Annotated in this window: 15 protein-coding genes; 11 read left to right on the plus strand and 4 right to left on the minus strand. The window is 42.9% G+C overall.

Annotation, left to right across the window (positions count from 1 at the left end; all coding sequences use genetic code 11):
- Nucleotides 1–62: 62 nt before the first annotated feature.
- The 6 genes from hypE (at nucleotide 63) to O9295_RS17335 (ending at nucleotide 3,354) form a co-directional block, all read left to right on the plus strand.
- Nucleotides 63–1,133: a hydrogenase expression/formation protein HypE gene (gene hypE, locus O9295_RS17310; protein WP_288034117.1), complete on the plus strand. Its 1,071-nt coding sequence runs from the start codon at nucleotides 63–65 to the stop codon at nucleotides 1,131–1,133.
- Between the two features lie 292 nt (nucleotides 1,134–1,425).
- The gene (locus O9295_RS17315) at nucleotides 1,426–1,557 is read left to right on the plus strand and encodes a hypothetical protein (protein ID WP_002760537.1); all 132 of its coding nucleotides are present in this window, start codon (nucleotides 1,426–1,428) and stop codon (nucleotides 1,555–1,557) included.
- Between the two features lie 16 nt (nucleotides 1,558–1,573).
- On the plus strand, nucleotides 1,574–1,918 hold the full coding sequence (locus tag O9295_RS17320; protein WP_002796464.1) for a hydrogenase maturation nickel metallochaperone HypA/HybF: 345 nt from the start codon (nucleotides 1,574–1,576) through the stop codon (nucleotides 1,916–1,918).
- Nucleotides 1,909–2,721 carry a hydrogenase nickel incorporation protein HypB gene (hypB, locus tag O9295_RS17325; RefSeq protein WP_287731680.1) on the plus strand — a complete coding sequence of 271 codons (813 nt, stop codon included), beginning with the start codon at nucleotides 1,909–1,911 and terminating at the stop codon, nucleotides 2,719–2,721. Before O9295_RS17320 ends, hypB begins: the two co-directional genes overlap by 10 nt.
- A 46-nt stretch (nucleotides 2,722–2,767) precedes the next feature.
- A complete protein-coding gene (locus O9295_RS17330; protein WP_288034121.1) occupies nucleotides 2,768–3,166 on the plus strand; it encodes a helix-turn-helix domain-containing protein in 399 nt (132 codons plus the stop codon).
- Nucleotides 3,167–3,183: 17 nt separating this feature from the next.
- Nucleotides 3,184–3,354 carry a DNA adenine methylase gene (locus O9295_RS17335; protein WP_288034123.1) on the plus strand — a complete coding sequence of 57 codons (171 nt, stop codon included), beginning with the start codon at nucleotides 3,184–3,186 and terminating at the stop codon, nucleotides 3,352–3,354.
- Nucleotides 3,355–3,451: 97 nt separating this feature from the next.
- Here the strand turns inward: O9295_RS17335 and O9295_RS17340 are convergent, their stop codons facing one another.
- Nucleotides 3,452–5,572, minus strand: coding sequence for a PD-(D/E)XK nuclease family protein (locus O9295_RS17340; protein ID WP_288034125.1), 2,121 nt, complete (start codon nucleotides 5,570–5,572; stop codon nucleotides 3,452–3,454).
- 77 nt (nucleotides 5,573–5,649) lie between these two features.
- On the opposite strand from O9295_RS17340, the gene O9295_RS17345 reads away from it, so the two are divergent.
- Nucleotides 5,650–6,987 (plus strand): proton extrusion protein PcxA, encoded by a 1,338-nt coding sequence (locus O9295_RS17345; protein WP_002796459.1) that lies wholly within the window; start codon nucleotides 5,650–5,652, stop codon nucleotides 6,985–6,987.
- 35 nt (nucleotides 6,988–7,022) lie between these two features.
- Here the strand turns inward: O9295_RS17345 and O9295_RS17350 are convergent, their stop codons facing one another.
- Together O9295_RS17350 and O9295_RS17355 are read right to left on the minus strand one after the other, a co-directional pair.
- On the minus strand, nucleotides 7,023–7,829 hold the full coding sequence (locus tag O9295_RS17350) for an Rpn family recombination-promoting nuclease/putative transposase (RefSeq protein ID WP_288034128.1): 807 nt from the start codon (nucleotides 7,827–7,829) through the stop codon (nucleotides 7,023–7,025).
- Nucleotides 7,830–7,865: 36 nt separating this feature from the next.
- Nucleotides 7,866–9,173 carry a hemolysin family protein gene (locus O9295_RS17355; RefSeq protein ID WP_147069490.1) on the minus strand — a complete coding sequence of 436 codons (1,308 nt, stop codon included), beginning with the start codon at nucleotides 9,171–9,173 and terminating at the stop codon, nucleotides 7,866–7,868.
- A gap of 267 nt (nucleotides 9,174–9,440) precedes the next feature.
- Between O9295_RS17355 and O9295_RS17360 the strand changes: the two genes are divergently transcribed.
- Complete coding sequence (locus O9295_RS17360; protein ID WP_288034131.1) at nucleotides 9,441–10,925, plus strand: polysaccharide deacetylase family protein; 1,485 nt, start codon at nucleotides 9,441–9,443, stop codon at nucleotides 10,923–10,925.
- 255 nt (nucleotides 10,926–11,180) lie between these two features.
- Here the strand turns inward: O9295_RS17360 and O9295_RS17365 are convergent, their stop codons facing one another.
- The gene (locus O9295_RS17365; protein WP_288034133.1) at nucleotides 11,181–11,951 is read right to left on the minus strand and encodes a segregation/condensation protein A; all 771 of its coding nucleotides are present in this window, start codon (nucleotides 11,949–11,951) and stop codon (nucleotides 11,181–11,183) included.
- A 51-nt stretch (nucleotides 11,952–12,002) separates the two neighbouring features.
- Here O9295_RS17365 and pdxH point away from each other — a divergent pair, with 51 nt between their 5' ends.
- From pdxH to O9295_RS17380, 3 genes are all read left to right on the plus strand, one after another.
- Nucleotides 12,003–12,647: a pyridoxamine 5'-phosphate oxidase gene (gene pdxH / locus O9295_RS17370; protein ID WP_287629441.1), complete on the plus strand. Its 645-nt coding sequence runs from the start codon at nucleotides 12,003–12,005 to the stop codon at nucleotides 12,645–12,647.
- 414 nt (nucleotides 12,648–13,061) lie between these two features.
- Nucleotides 13,062–13,322, plus strand: coding sequence for a trypco2 family protein (locus tag O9295_RS17375; protein ID WP_288034136.1), 261 nt, complete (start codon nucleotides 13,062–13,064; stop codon nucleotides 13,320–13,322).
- Between the two features lie 118 nt (nucleotides 13,323–13,440).
- Nucleotides 13,441–17,267, plus strand: a 3,827-nt coding sequence (locus tag O9295_RS17380) for an NB-ARC domain-containing protein (RefSeq protein WP_288034138.1), incomplete at its 3' end; no start/stop codon positions are given.

Genomic DNA, 17,267 nt, shown 5'->3' on the forward strand with positions numbered 1-17,267 from the left:
AAGTGTAACCTAATTTGCTATCGACCACCGACTACCCAAAACGAAAACTTACTACCTCACCTATGACTAGCACTCCTTCAGCTTCTTTAAAATTTAAAAAAACAAAAATTACCGACACAAATATCACTCTCTCCCATGGCAGCGGTGGCAGAGCAATGCGGGATTTAATTAACGAGATATTCGTTAATAACTTCGATAATAACTTACTGGCACCCCTTGAAGATCAAGCCCGATTTGAGATTAAAGATTTGGCTAAAATAGGCGATCGCTTGGCATTTACCACCGATTCCTATGTGGTTTCTCCCCTATTCTTTCCGGGGGGTGATATTGGCAGTTTAGCAGTCAATGGAACCGTTAATGATTTGGCTGTCGGTGGGGCAATTCCTCTCTATCTCAGTTGTAGTTTTATCCTCGAAGAAGGTTTATCTATCGACACCCTAAAAACCATCGTTACCAGCATGAAAATAGCCGCCGACAAAGCAGCGGTAAAAATCGTCACCGGGGATACAAAAGTCGTTCCCAGGGGACAAGGGGATCAAATATTTATTAATACCTCTGGAGTGGGGGTAATTCCGGCCGGAATCAATTCCAGGGCGAATAATTTACAAGTTGGTGATCGCATTTTGCTTAACGGTTTTCTGGGGAATCACGGTGCCGCCATTCTGATTGCCAGGGGCGAATTAGACCTGCAATGCACAATCGAAAGCGATTGTCAAGCCCTGAATTCTTTAATTTCTGCAATTCTGGCAGTTTGCCCGGAAGTTAAAGCGATGCGGGATGCCACTAGAGGCGGATTAGCCACGGTTTTAAACGAATTCGCCCAAAGTTCAGGGGTGGGAATACAGGTGCAGGAAACGGCGATCCCCATCCGGGAAGAAGTGCGAGGAATGTGCGAATTATTGGGTTTAGAACCGCTTTATCTAGCAAATGAGGGGAAATTAGTCCTTGTCGTGCCACCAGAGGCGGAAAATCGCGTTTTAGCAGTGATGCGTTCCCATCCTGACGGCATTTTTGCCGCTTGTATCGGGGAAGTCGTCGCTTCTCCCCCCAATTTAGTTTACTTAAAAACCGCTTTCGGCACTAAAAGGATTCTCGATATGTTAGTCGGTGAACAATTACCGAGAATATGTTAATTAGGGTTTGCTGAAAAAGTTTGTTGTTAGGGTTAGAAGTCAGGAGTCAGTAGTCAGGAGTCAGGAGTCAGGAGTCAGGAGTCAGTAGTCAGTAGTCAGGAGTCAGGAGTCAGGAGTCAGGAGTCAGTAGTCAGTAGTCAGTAGTCAGTAGTCAGTAGTCAGTAGTCAGTAGTCAGGAGTCAGTAGTCAGTAGTCAGGAGTCAGTAGTCAGGAGTCAGTAGTCAGTAGTCAGTAGTCAGTAGTCAGGAGTCAGTAGTCAGTAGTCAGTAGTCAGTAGTCAGGAGAATTAAAAATGAATAATAATCAATTAAATGGTCTATTTACAGATTTTAGGCAATTTAATCCTTATTTTTGCTGTTTTGAACCCTCAAATAGTTGGGGTTTTGGGGTTTTAGTTGAAATTTCCTTGATAACTGATAACTGATAACTGATAACTGAAAATGCACGAACTAGGAATTACCCAAAATATTATTGAACTTGCTTTAGAACACTCGCGAGGAATGAAAGTTAAGCGCGTGGTGTTAGAGATTGGTAAACTAACGGCAATTATGCCAGAATCGATCGCTTTTTGTTTTGATACCTGTTGTCAAGGTACTAATGTAGAGGGGGCAATGTTAGAGATTCTGGAAATTTCTGGTTTAGGACAGTGCCAAGATTGCGGAAATGAGCTAGAACTAGAATATCCCTACGGAATCTGCGATCGATGTGGTAGTCGCAATATAGTCATTTTACAGGGTCAAGAATTAAATCTCAAATCGTTGGAGACAGAATCCTTATGTGTGTAACCTGTGGTTGTTCTGATAACTCGGAAGTGACGGTAACTAATCCGCAAACGGGAACCCATGAACATATTTTAGCCGATGGTACTGTTATTAGTCATAGCCATCACGATCACGAGCATGAGCATCCCCATCATCCCGCGGAAATTCACGCTCAAATTCATGGTAGCATTCTCCAAGTTGAGCAAAATCTGCTGGCAAAAAATAATCTGTTAGCGGCACAAAATCGCGGTTGGTTGAAGGGGAGAAAAACTGTTGCCCTTAATCTGGTTTCTTCCCCCGGTTCGGGAAAAACTACCCTGTTAACTCGCACAATTGCCGATTTAAAAACCGCTATTCCTATCAGTGTCATTGAGGGAGATCAAGCAACAGCTAATGATGCCCAAAAAATTAGTGAAACCGGTTGTCAGGTTATCCAAATTAACACCGGAACAGGTTGTCATTTAGAAGCATCAATGGTAGAGAGAGGATTAATCGAACTCGATCCACCGATGAATTCTTTAGTGATGATCGAAAATGTTGGTAATCTAGTTTGTCCTGCTTTATTTGATTTGGGAGAAAATGCCAAAGTCGTCATTCTTTCCGTCACCGAAGGAGAAGATAAACCGATTAAATATCCCTATATGTTCCACGCTTCTCAAGTCATGATCTTGACAAAAATAGACCTACTGCCCTACGTTAATTTTAACCTCGATCGCTGTTTAGATTACGCCTATCAAGTTAATCCCAATCTGAAAGTTTTTCAAGTTTCCGCTACCACTGGAGAAGGTTTAGATGCTTGGTACGGTTGGTTAAAATCGCTGGTTTAAGTTAAGTAGTAACACACCTAAAAAGTTCAGTCTAACCGAAAGAAAAATGACCCTAGCACTTGATGACAATACTTATAATCAACTGTTGACTAAATTTCAACCCAAGATTATTGAAAATGAGGAAGAATATGAGCAAGCGCGTCATCTTCTGATTAATCTAATTAGTAAACAGGATCGACTACCAGAAGAAACCGCAATGGTTAAATTAATGGCGACAATTATTAAGGATTTTGATGCCAGACAACCTCAACCCGAACCAGCTTCACCGCAGGAAGTATTATTACACTTAATGTCAGCTAACAACATGAAACAAGCTGATTTAGTTGGTAAAATTGGTTCTAAGGGTGTGGTTTCTGAGATTGTTAATGGCAAGCGATCGATTAGTAAAGCTCAAGGGAAAATTTTAGGAGAGATTTTCAATGTTTCCCCCGGTGTATTCATTTAATTATTTATTAGTTGTTAATGAAAACAACCGTCATTGTTCCACCGATTAAATGTCAAGGTATCAAAACTAAACTGCTATCATCAATCAAAAGTTTAGCGGATCAGCAAAACTTTGATCGTTGGATAGAACCCTTTTGTGGTTCGGGGGTGGTAGCTTTTAATTCACAACCCCAAAAGGCCTTATACTAAATCTAGTTATTAAAAACTGATTATTTATTTCACCTTTTGCCTATTGCCTATTGCCTGAGTGCCTCTCCTAACCAAGAAGTTAATTTTGTTCTAGTCCTTAATCATATTCTTTTGCCGCTTGTACTAAGGATAAAAGTTGTCCGGTTTGATCGGTTCCCGATACTCCTAAATCACTGTGACAGAGGATAACTTTTTCGCTTACCCTTGCTAATAAATCCCTTAAAACTCTCTGTAAACGTGCCTGATTTTCCTCTAATTCTGCTTCCGTTGTCCAGCGTTGATAGGGACTTTCTCGCCAAAAAATCGGCGCAGCAAAAAGAGTAGCAGCACCTCCTTGTTCCCAGAGTGGGGAGGAACAATCTAGCCAAAAATGCCAACGATGACTAGAACGAAAAGAACGATATTGAAAGATATTGCCTAGGGTGACTGCTGAGGAAGATTTAATAAATTGTCGCACAGGATAGGGATTAGCAGTAATTGTACCACGGCGCAAAAGTTGGATAAACTGACTAATAGTTTCGCTGGGACTTTGAAAAGAGGGTTCACTCTCACGCAAACGCCGATCGATCTCCCAAAAATGTTGGGCAGTTTCCATTAATTCTCGCAAAGCTGCCAAGTGATCGAAGGGCAAATTTTCCCCATCGTTTAATAATTCTTCGATCGCTTGATTTAAGACAAAAATCGGGAAAAGTTTCGCTTCTTGCTGCCGTTTTTTCATCCCTTCGATCCAGTGACAAATTCTTTCGTAGGCAGTACAAGCTTTTTGTCCTAAGCGATCCCAACGGGGAAAAGTTTTGATCGCTAATAAACGAGGATTTTCCGGATGCACTTGATAACAATGATCGGCAATTAATCCGGCGCGGATTGGATCGATATCGGGAATTAAATTCTCTTCTTCATCCCAGCGATAACGGCTAAAAATCACCAGCATTTCCGCTATGGCCTCTTGGGGGGCTAAACGCCCCAAATTTGCGTAAACAAGGGCGAGAAGGGTCAATAATGCCCGAATCAGAGGACAACTGATCAGGGGTCGTTGTTCGTTGAGGGGTTGAACGGGTATCCCGGCACCGGTTAAAATTTCCATCAGGCTATAACGGGCGATTTCGTCTAAACCGGGGGCAATAACGGCGATTTCTTCGGGTTTTACTGCTCCTTGCTTGACTGCTTGAATAATAGCTGTGGCTGTCTTCCGTAACAATTCAGCGCGAGAGGTGGTTTGCAGGGAGATGAATTGATCGGGAAGATTGCCAAGATAGTTACCGTCGCTGATTAAGGAGAGAACCGTCTCGCTAAACTGAGCAGCTAACCCGTCGGTGGTAGATAATGGCATAATTTGACAGCGTGCCGCTAATTTTTGTAGATAATCGGGATCGGCAGTTAATCCTAAGCGAATTTTTCCCTGGGGATTGTAGGTAAAAACGCTAAAACAATCATGATCGAGGAAAAAACTGAGTAAATCCTTGGCAATAGCCGGATAATCGTCCACATCGTCCGCAAAAACTCCCCGGAAGCGTTTTAATAGTTGCTGCTGATAACGACTATCAGGAAATAAATAGCGCCAATAGAGTTCGTAGATGATACCATAACTTAATAAACCACGTTCTAGAGACCAATCACGCCATTGAATGATTAATTCTCCCACTTTTTCTGGTGTTTCCTGCTCATTAATCGCTAAAACTCGTTTTAAATCTGTTTCTGATAATCCGTCGGCTAATCTTTCGGGTATCTTTTCTGCGGGAACACCACTAGCGCCGGCTAATTGTAACAAATCGAGAACTTGACGGACGAAACGATATTCATTTATGCTAGTAGGCTGGAAGAATTCAGCGATCGCTGGTTGCCAGAGACGGGTGGCGAGTTCCTGTTCCGTTTCTGGGCGTAATCGGCGGGGAAATTGCGCTTTTAGCCCTAAAGACTCGAAAATTAACGGCCAAAACAGGATGACTTCATCGGTGAGAAAACCTAAAGGGGTTTTGCAGAGAATCGGATAGCTACCCCTAACAGCAAGGGCTAATTGATCGGCTAATTCTCGTTTATTATCATCGTTGGCAGCGAAAACTAAGATCGATCGGGGAAGGGGCGATGATTTCGGTCGATCGAGATACAATGAATCCTGGGACTGAAGTTGAGAAACAACCCAGCGCCGAAATTCCCCGACTAAAGCGGTGGTTTTTCCCGATCGAGTCCCACCTTCGATCCAAATTGGTATGATTGACATCGTTTTTTCTGGATTGTATTTGTTAAGATGACTGATCGGTACTCTAGCTTTTTTCCTTGTGGAAGTAATTGTTTCCTATGAATCTTAATCGGATTTTGCAAGGTGTTAATCAATGGTTATTACAAACTCCTGAACGTTCTTTAGATGAGGCTTATCATGCAGCTTTGAAGATTAAGGAGATAGAAGACAAGCATTTTCAAGGGCGAAAAGTGGCAGCGGAGTTCTCGAATTATGGCAGTACCACTAATTCCTATTTTATCGCAGAAGTTAAAGGTTATCTGCAAAAAATTAAAGTCAGATTGACGGAGTTTAAAGCTAGTCGCTCGATCGTTAATACCTTCGGACCAAATCAACCGACAATTAATAATGGGGTGATTACTGTCACCACAGATGTTTGTCTGAAAAAACTTCAGTTTATCGATAGTATTATCGGAAAATATCAAGGTAATTATTGGCAAGAAGATATTCAAGATGTTCCCAAAAGTATCCAGAACAGAAATTTTGAGCAGGAAACAGCCAAAAATAAGACTTCTAGAAATCGCTCTTTTTTAGCGGCGGGTAGTCTTGAAGATGAGGAAATGATCAAAAGCAATAAATCCCAAAAAGCTACGGAAAAACCGGGGGTTTTACCCCGTTCTTTTGTCAATACTTTTAATCGCATTAAGCAGGAAATCGATCCCCAAGCGGAGGAATCGGAGGAGGCAGTTTTAAAAAGATTTCGCAATTCTCGTTATAAAACAGCCATTTCTCTCAAGTTTATTTTACTGTTAATTATTGTTCCTTTATTAACCCAGCAATTAACCAAAACTTTCCTGATTACCCCCTTGGTTAATAAATATTTCCAACAACAGGAACAGTTTATTTTTATCAATCAGGATCTAGAAGAAGAAGCTTTTTCGGAATTGAGAAGATTTGAGGAAGCTTTACATTTTCGAGGTATGATTGGTTTAGCACCCAAATTATCTAACGAAGAAATCGAGGGAGAAATTACCAAAAAAGCGGCGGTACTAAGTGAAGAATTTCGCCAACGAGGTTTAAATGCGATCGCTAATATTTTCGCCGATATTTGTTCCCTGATTGCCTTTGGTTTTGTTATCGCTTTTAGTCGTCGGGAAATCGAGATTGTCAAGTCTTTTCTGGATGGCATTCTCTATAATCTTAGCGATTCAGCTAAAGCTTTTTTAATTATTCTCTTTACCGATATATTTGTCGGTTTCCACTCTCCCCACGGTTGGGAAGTGATCCTAGAAGGGTTAAGTCGTCATTTCGGTTTACCGGAAAATCGCGAGTTTAATTTTCTCTTTATCGCCACTTTTCCCGTTATCTTGGATACAGTCTTAAAATATTGGATTTTCCGTTATCTCAATCGCATTTCTCCCTCGGCAGTGGCTACCTATCGTAATATGAATGAATAGGGTAAAATCGGGGAGAAACTTGATAATTTACCCTTCTAATCTGGGAAGGATAATTTTGCTGCTGTCTCTTGTACTTTGGTAAGTTCTAATTGCAAAGCAGTGGCAATCTGTTCTATACTTAAACCTAAGGCCAGTAAACCAGCAATCGCTTCAGTTTTAGCTTCTTCACGACCTTCTTCACGACCTTCTTCTTTAGCTTCTTGATAAAGTCGAGTTTGTCTGAGATCATCTAATCCGAACATAGCTTCTAACTCCGTGCGACTAAGATTAGTAAATTTATAGGCTAAGGTTCTTTCAATTAATTCTACAACTTTTTGCTGGAAAACTAGATCATCAATTTCAGCGATCGCTTTTTCTAAAAGTGGTTTTCCTCGTTGCTGTGCTAATTGGGGTGTAGCGACAATTAACTGAATAATTCCTAAACCCAGAGACGGAGCCGGACTATCGATTAATTCATCTAAATAAATAGGTCTGATCTGTCCCGTTATCTCAAATCCCCGTAGTTGATAGGGAAAATTATTGTCGATATCCCTGGAGGCAAATAAAGCTACAGCCATCCAATCCTGAACGGGTTTATACTGATTGAGATAGATGACAATTTCTGTTAAAAATCGCCAATAAAAATCGCTTTTATCCTGAAATTGCACTTCAACAAAGTAAATAATTAGTTCCGGTGCTGCTGTGGTCGGTAAAAAAATACCGTCAAAACGACGCGCTAATTCTTTGATTTCTCGGGAGGAGAATTGATAATTTTCAGCTTTCTGGGTTGACTCTCCCAGTAATTCAAAAATTAACCCCGGAAAGGTTTGCAAGAGTTGATAAAAAATTGTATCGGTCTTCACAAGCTTGAAAAAATCTAGATGTTTACTAACAATTACTTACAAATCATCCAACAAGAGCGTGACTAACACCTTATCGACGCGATTACCGTCCATATCCACCACTTCCAAGCGCAACCTTTGCCATTCAAAATGATCGGCAGCTCCCGGAATCCTGCCAAGATGGGTAATAATAAAACCACCTAAAGTGTGATAATTGCCCTGTTTTTCCCCGGGTAATTCACTGATTTCAAATAATTCTTTAAAATCTTCGATCGCCACTGTACCATCGATCAACCAAGAACCATCTTCCCGCTGCACGATCTGTGCATCTTCAATATTATCTAATTGGGGTAAATCGCCGACAATTGCCTCTAAAATATCCTTGCGCGTCACCAATCCTTGAATCACCCCGTACTCATCCACTACCAAGGCAATATGATGACCACTTTGCTGCACCAATTCTAACACCTTTAAACCCCTAGTGCTTTCCGGCACAAAAAGCGGCTGTTGTAAATCCTTCGTCAGGTCGAAACTTTCACCGGTTAAACAATCTGCCAATAAGTCTGTGACTTCGATTACCCCCAAAACCTCATCTAAACTGCCCTGACACACAGGAAAACGGTTATGATTGCTCTCAATTAGCTTCTGGCGGTTAATTTCGGCACTATCTTCCAAATCTAGCCAAATAATATCTGGGCGCGTGGTCATAATCTGGCTTACTCGGCGATCGCCCAATCCTAACACCCTTTCCACCATATCCTGTTCTGCTTCCTCAAAGGTTCCCGCTGCGGTTCCCTGTTTAAGCATAATTTTCAATTCTTCTTCCGTAATTGGGGAATCATTGTTATTAGTATTAATCCCCAACAAACCGAGAATCAGATTAGTCGATTGACTCAAAAGATGGACAATGGGCGAAACAATTTTCGATAGCTTATCGAGAGGATCAGCAACGAGGATAGCGATTTTTTCAGGATTACTTAAACCTAACCGTTTCGGCACTAATTCCCCCACCACTAGGGATAGATAGGTAATAATTAACACCACTAATCCTAATCCCAAAGCTTGACTGTAGGGGGCTAAAACAGGAACTTGCGCCAATAATTGCGCCACACTGACCGATAAATTCGCTCCTCCGTAGGCCCCGGCAAAGATTCCCACTAGGGTAATGCCAATCTGCACCGTCGATAAAATTTGATTGGGATCATTGGCCAATTTTAAGGCCACCGCCGCCCTTCGATCATCTCTGGCTAATTGTTCTAAACGGACTTTGCGCGCCGAGACAATGGCAATTTCCGAGAGGGCAAAGACTCCATTGAGGAGGATCAGGAAGAGGATAACAAGAATTTCGGTAGTCGCCGAGAACATGGTTAAAATTTACAGGTAAAAGGGCGGATAGTTGTTTGTATCATAGTGCGAGGATCGGTTAAGTTCAGTAAAGAATCATCTTGATTTTTAACGAGTTACGAAGGCTTGTGTCTGGAGGGGGTTACTCCCAGTATAAATGGGATAGGATCAAGTCCGCACTCTTAGCTCAGTTAGCAGTGAACAGTCAGGAGTGACCTGTTGCCAGTCAAAAAAGTTGTCCCTGGGAGAGTGGGGACAAACTATCTCAATCTATTCGCCTGAAAAATTATGATCGCTACACCCGTATCATCGAAATCGAACCCTATCACGGAAATCCGCCCCGGACTACCGACTATTTGCGGTTGGGAACAGGAAATTGCAGCGATTGTTAATCACGATGATCCGATCTTTTTACCGACAACAAATCTCAAATTAGACAATATTAACGCTGGTTTTGCCTGTGCCTTGCATATGCACCAACCCACTATCCCGGCGGGTGTTAACGGGGAATTAATCTGCAATCTCCAGCATATGTTCGAGAATCAGGGGGATGGTGATAACCATAATGCCAGCGTTTTTGCCTGGTGTTACAGTCGCATGGGTGATTTTATCCCGGAATTGGTGGCGGAAGGCTGTAATCCCCGGATTATGCTCGATTATTCCGGTAATCTCCTCTGGGGTTTGGTACAGATGGGACGGCAGGATATCCTCGATAAACTCAAATTAATCACCTGTAACAGTCAATATCAACCCTATGTGGAATGGTTGGGGACGATGTGGAGTCATGCGGTGGCTCCTTCCACACCGATTCCCGATCTAAAATTACAGATGCAAGCATGGCAAACCTATTTTGCCTCGATTTTTGGCCCGGATGCCCTGAAACGAGTCAAAGGGTTCTCTCCCCCGGAAATGCACCTTCCTAACCATCCCGATACCCTCTACGAGTATATTAAAGCTCTGAAAGAATGCGGCTATCGTTGGTTATTGGTACAGGAACACTCGGTGGAAAATCTCGACGGTTCGGGATTGAGTCAGGAACAAAAATATATTCCTAATCGCCTGGTGGCCCGTAATTCTCGCGGGGAAGTGATTGCGATTACTGCTTTGATTAAAACCCAGGGTTCCGACACCAAATTAGTCGCCCAAATGCAACCCTACCACGAGGCCAAATGCCGCGGTAAACAGCAAATCGGCGGCGTTTGGGTTCCTTCCCTAGGTTCCCAGATTGCCGACGGTGAAAATGGTGGCGTGATGATGAATGAATTTCCTCGCGATTTTCCCAATCCTTGGCGGGAAATGCAGGGGGGTTCCACTGTGGCAGGATTTAACGGCACGGAATATCTGGAGTTAATCGAGGCCGCTGGCGTTAATCCCCAAGATTATCCCCCAATTCAAGCCGTACACCAGCATAAAATCTGGCAGCGAGTTAATCCGGATGCCGCTACCCCAGAAGCAGTGGAACAGGCGATCGCTGATTTAAAACAGTCCGACCACCGTTTTAGCATGGATGGGGCATCTTGGACAAATGATCTCAGTTGGGTGCGCGGTTACGAAAATGTTCTCGAACCGATGAACCAATTAAGCGCTCAATTCCACGAGAAATATGATCCTTTAGTACAGGCGGATCCTAGCTTCACCCGACGACCGGATTATCTGGAGGCACTGCTGTATAATTTGCTCGTGCAAACCAGTTGTTTCCGTTATTGGGGCCAGGGTACTTGGACCGATTATGCCCGCACTTTGTACGAAAGAGGCGCGGCCTTAACCCGCTAAGATATTAAGCTATCTAGGGTTGGCTGAAAAAGCTTTTCAGCCAACCCTAATTAGGGTTGGCTGAATAAATCTAAAAACCTTGTTGGGTAAGACTTTTAGACTTTTTTTCCTTCAAAAAGTGCCTACCATTGGAGTGATCGGGGGGAAAATTCAGGTACTTTTTCCCTGAAAATTAGGTAGTTGACCACCTGAAAATCGGTAAAACCCCACACCCTACACCCTACACCCCACACCCTACCCCCACGAAAAAGCTTTTCAGCAAACCCTAATTAAAGAAATACTCAAATCCTGATAAAAATCCTCTTGTTTTAATTCCACTTTTGATTGAGAAGCCAGTAAAAGTAAAGCCCAAAAAATCGCCACCTTTTCCTGTGTTGCCGAGTGACTAGAGGGCTTTTCCCCTTGCCATAAATCTAATAAATACTCAAACTCTATCTCCTTTTTCTCTAATTGAAAAAACTTTCTCTGCAAAAAAAAGTCCAGTTCCGCTGCCAATTCCGTCAGGTTTTCTTGGTGGGCCAATTCCGTGATAATTTGTACCGCTTCCCGTCGGGATTGGGGCCGGGGTTTCGGGACAACTACAGGCAGTTTCGGTAAAGCTTCAATCTCTAGGGCAATCTGTTGTAATTGAGTGATTAACTCCTGCAAAGTTACCCGTCTTTTTCGCGGTGGTGGGGCGGCAGTACGACGGCGAATATGATTTTCTAGATAACGGGGTAAAGTTCTTAATTCCCGTTCTAACTCGCTAATTTCCTCATCAATCAGACTTTCTTCTTGCTGGTCTAAAGACAATCTTTCTAGGGTATCAGCCTTAAATAAAACTAACATAGAAGCCCATAAAAAAGCCTGTCCCGATTGGGGTAAATTAGCTTGGGCCATGGCTAAATCTAGATCATTTAATAACCCCAATTCTGCCAAAAAGCGATCGATCACATCAATAACCTGCACATCCCAGGGGTCAATTTCTCCCTGTTCCGCCATTTCTAAAAGAGATTCGATCGCGTCACTAGCTGAGGTGATAGTCATGATTCTAGAATCTTGTAGGATCTCAAAGGATAGAATTTAGCAAGCAAAACCATGGACATATCGATCGCTGACCTGCGCTTGGACTACAATCTTGAAGAATTGCTAGAGTCAGAAACATCTGCCGATCCTTTCATTGTATTTAAACAATGGCTAGAACGGGCGGTATCTTCGGGAAGATTGGAACCCAACGCTATGACTTTAGCCACTATTTCCCCGGAGGGTAAACCCCGGGCCCGCATGGTACTGTTAAAAGACTTCGATCCTCGCGGTTTTGTTCTCTTTACCAACTACCACAGCGCCAAAGGACAGGAATTAATCGCCAATCCCAATGCAGCCCTAGTGTTTTGGTGGGGAGAATTGCAACGGCAAATTAGGATCGAGGGAACTGTAGAAAAAATCAGCGAGGAGGAATCGGATAATTACTTTTTTGTCCGTCCCTGGGAATCTCGTTTAGGGGCCTGGGCCTCCAATCAAAGTGAAGTGATTTCGGGGCGGGATATCCTCGAAAAACGCCTTGCAGAACTAAAAGAAGAATATGCGGGTCGTGAAGTTCCCCGTCCTCCTCATTGGGGCGGTTTTCGCCTAATTCCTAGTTTAATCGAGTTCTGGCAAGGTCGCCCCAGTCGTCTTCACGATCGTCTCTGTTATTATCGTCAAGAAGATGGCAGCTGGCAAAGGCAACGTTTAGCTCCTTAGTTTTATTTTGACACCTTGTATTGGCAAAATAGCTCGATACTAATTCAATTTGTCATTTTAGTCTTGAGATAATATTAGGTCGATGTCTTTTCCCAACCCGCGCTTCCCTTAGCGATCGGGTTGGGCTATTATGTTAATTGTAGAAAGGCAACCCGTCCGCCCTAAAGTTTCAGAAAAACGATAGAATTGAAAGGGTTGTGGTTTGCATCCTTCAAAAATAACTAGAGAATTAATATGACCATCAATAATGTTGGACTTCGAGAAACCTTAGAAGCATTGCGGGTTGCGGGTTGGGAGCATCTCATTTATGCAAGTGAGTAATTATACTTATTCCTAAAACTGGTTTCTAGCAAGGCTTTTAAAATAGCTTGACATAAAAACCTGATTTAGGGGTTACAAAGGTGAGATGCTCCCTTGCGGGTTGAACTGAGTAAATCTATTTTAGCCTCTGAGGGTGAGCAGATTCGCTTTGAAGTGGGTGAAATTGAATTAGAGGTTCAATTTGTGGTTGAGCAGTCGAAAGAAGGCAAAGGTGGGCTAAAATTTTGGGTAGTAGAAATGGGTGGGGGTACCACCAATAAAGATACGATAACCCATAGAATTAAAATTCCCCTTAAACCCATTGGGAAAGATGGAGGAGCTATCAAGACAGCAAGTGATGATAAACCCGATTAGAATTTTATACCCCTAGGGACGTAATGCTTGCCCCCAAAGCAGTTAATTTGTAGGATGGGTTAGCGAAGCGTAACCCATCACCATCCCAGAATAATACGTTACATCAATCCGATAAGTTATGCCCCAATTCCAACCCGATCGCGCTTTAGAAATTGTTGCCCCTAAGTATGGCACTGCCTATCGAATTGGGGGACGTTTACTCTTGACTTGTCGGCATCTATTTGATAATAGTAACGACTGTAAAGTACGATTTAGATCAACATCAAACTATTCTGATAAGCAGGATATAGACGCTAAGGTAATTTGGAAAGCACCGGATAATATAGATATAGCTTTAGTTGAATTACCAGAAACTATCGAAACTTGTAATCCTGTAGGTTTTGGGTTGTTACCTGATGCGAGTAGCACCCAAAAAGTTAAATTTGACTTTTTGGGCTTTCCTCTATTTTTACGGTATGTTGAAGATGAGATAAAATACGCCACAGGGTTACATATTCAGGGAACTATCGATGTGGCTAATCGTGTTCCTCATAACCGTTTGTTATTAAATATTAAAGATAGTCAAGACATACAACCCACCGATGAACAATTAGAAAGATTAGCAGAAGATCAGTCACCTTGGCAGGGAACATCGGGATCAGCAATTGTTTGTTATGGGTTAGTGATTGGGGTACAATCTCAACAGCCAATTAGAGATCGTCCAGCATCTTTAGAGGCTGAATCTTTGGCAAGGGTTTATGATAATCCTGAATGGTGTGAGATATTAGAAAACCATGATATTGATCCTGAACCTAAACCCGTTATATCCGCTTCTTTAAAATCTTCTTCCTATCGCAATCAAGCTCCTCCTAAACCGAGTTATTTTGTCGAACGTCCAGAGGTTAGTATTGAGTTAAAAAAACTTTTATTGTCAGAAATAACGGAAAAAACGGGGACTTTAGTTATTAGTGCGATTTATGGCTTAGGAGGTATTGGTAAATCCACTTTAGCGGCAGCTTTAGCACAAGAAAAAGAAGTTCAAGCCTTTTTTCCTGATGGCATTTTCTGGGCAACATTAGGACAACAACCAGATATTTTATCCTTTCTTCATGGCTGGATTCAAGCTTTAGGAGATTATAATTTTAAGCCGATGGGTATTCATTCGGCATCCTTACACTTGAGGACTTTATTGGCAGATAAAAAAGCTTTATTAGTGGTAGATGATCTCTGGAATGTAGAAGATATTGATCCTTTTAGAGTAGCAGTAAATCAATGTAAATTATTAGTAACCACTAGGGAAGTTCCCGTTAAAGGGGCAATTCGTTATGATTTGGATGTGATGACGGAAACTCAATCTTTAGCCTTATTAACGGGTTATTTAAAGCATGAATTAAATTTACCAGATCAGAAACAAGCCAAAATATTAGCCAAAATTGTCGGTTATTTACCCTTAGCTTTGGAGTTGACGGCGGCACAAATTGAAGATGGGATTCCTTGGGCTGAATTAATCGAAGATTTACGGGCAGAAATCGCTAATTTAGAAATTTTAGACCGCTTGGAAGCTGGAGATACTGCCAATGAAGAAAAACGAAAACATTATAGTTTAATTGCTTGCTTTAATCTCAGTTTAAAGCGATTAAATGGGCAAAGATTGAGACAATTTAGCTGGTTAGGGGTGTTACCGGATGATGTTACCATTACCGAAAAAATGGCGGCGACTTTATGGGATTGTCAGGTTAGAGAAGCGAGACAAACTTTAAGATATTTACGCGGTAAGGCTTTATTATTAACGGGGGTTTCTAGTGAACAATTAACCAGTTATCGCGTCCATGATTTGTTACATGATTTAGCCCGAAATCTGATCCTAGCGTCTCCTAATACTGAAACGGATTATCAATTACCGGGGTTAGGGTTATCAATGGCTGAGGCACATCAACAGCTTTTACAACGGTATCAAAGACAGATTAAGAGATCCCCCCTAACCCCCCTTGAAAAGGGGGGAAAAGAGGTGGAAGTCCCCCTTAGTAAGGGGGATTTAGGGGGATCAAACTGGCATACTTTAGCAGATGATGGCTACATTTATAATCAATTGCTCTGGCATTTGGAAAAAGCGGGACAGATAGCCCAGATTCATCTATTACTGAGGGAAGAAACGGCAGAAGGTCATAATGGTTGGTATAGTCAATGTGAAAGGGAAGGGAAAACAGCAGTTTTTATTAAGGATGTTTCCCGGGCGTGGCAATTGGCGGAGGAGCATTTTATTGAGAATCCTAGTGACTCTATTGGGCTGCAGGTGCGTTATGCTTTGATCACCACTTCCCTCAATAGTTTGGCGACTAATATTCCACCAGAATTAATTGCGGCACTGATTAAACATGAAATATGGACACCTGCTCAGGGATTGGTTTATGTACGGCAAAGTCAAGATTCTAGCAAGCAAGCCGAAGGACTAGAGAAAATTACTCCCTATCTTCCCCCTACTTTATTACCCGAAGCCTTAGAAATTGCCAGAGGGATTGGGGATGAAAACTCCCGTGCAAGGGCATTGACCGGGTTAGCTCCCCATTTACCGGAAAGTTTGTTACCCGAAGCCTTAGAAATTGCCAGAGGGATTGGGGATGAATACTACCGTGCAGAGGCATTGATCGGGTTAGCTCCCCATTTACCGGAAAGTTTGTTACCCGAAGCCTTAGAAGTTGCCAGAGGGATTGGGTCTGAAGACTCCCGTGCAGGGGCATTGACCGGGTTAGCTCCCCATTTACCGGAAAGTTTGTTACCCGAAGCCTTAGAAATTGCCAGAGGGATTGGGGATGAATACTACCGTGCAGAGGCATTGACCGGGTTAGCTCCCCATTTACCGGAAAGTTTGTTACCCGAAGCCTTAGAAATTGCTAGAAGGATTGGGGATGGAGACTCCCGTGCAGAGGCATTGACCGGGTTAGCTCCCCATTTACCGGAAATTTTGTTACCCGAAGAGTTAGTCGTTGCAAGTGGGTTTGGGTCTGATGTCTCCCGTGCTGTGGCATTGATCGGGTTAGCTCCCCATTTACCGGAAAGTTTGTTACCCGAAGCCTTAGAAATTGCCAGAGGGATTGAGAATGAAAACTCCCGTGCTTGGGCATTGATCGGGTTAGCTCCCCATTTACCGGAAGTTTTACCCGAAGCCTTAGAAGTTGCCAGAGGGATTGGGAATGAAAACTCCCGTGCAGGGGCATTGATCGGGTTAGCTCCCCATTTACCGGAAGTTTTACCCGAAGCCTTAGAAGTTGCCAGAGGGATTGGGTCTGAAGACTCCCGTGCAGAGGCATTGACCTGGTTAGCTCCCCATTTACCGGAAAGTTTGTTACCCGAAGCCTTAGAAATTGCCAGAGGGATTAGGAATGAAAACTACCGTGCAGAGGCATTGACCGGGTTAGCTCCCCATTTACCGGAAAGTTTGTTACCCGAAGCCTTAGAAATTGCCAGAGGGATTGGGAATGAAAACTCCCGTGCAAGGGCATTGACCGGGTTAGCTCCCCATTTACCGGAAAGTTTGTTACCCGAAGCCTTAGAAATTGCCAGAGGGATTGAGAATGAAAACTCCCGTGCTTGGGCATTGACCGGGTTAGCTCCCCATTTACCGGAAAGTTTGTTACCCGAAGCCTTAGAAGTTGCCAGAGGGATTGGGAATGAAAACTACCGTGCAGAGGCATTGTTCGGGTTAGCTCCCCATTTACCGGAAAGTTTGTTACCCGAAGCCTTAGAAGTTGCCAGAGGGATTGGGAATGAAAACTACCGTGCAGAGGCATTGTTCGGGTTAGCTCCCCATTTACCGGAAGTTTTACCCGAAGCCTTAGCAGTTGCCAGAGGGATTGGGGATGAAAACTACCGTGCAGGGGCATTGATCGGGTTAGCTCCCCATTTACCGGAAGTGTTACCCGAAGCCTTAGAAATTGCCAGAGGGATTGGGAATGAAAACTCCCGTGC

This window comes from Microcystis sp. LE18-22.4A, assembly GCF_027531105.1.
GTDB lineage: Bacteria > Cyanobacteriota > Cyanobacteriia > Cyanobacteriales > Microcystaceae > Microcystis > Microcystis aeruginosa.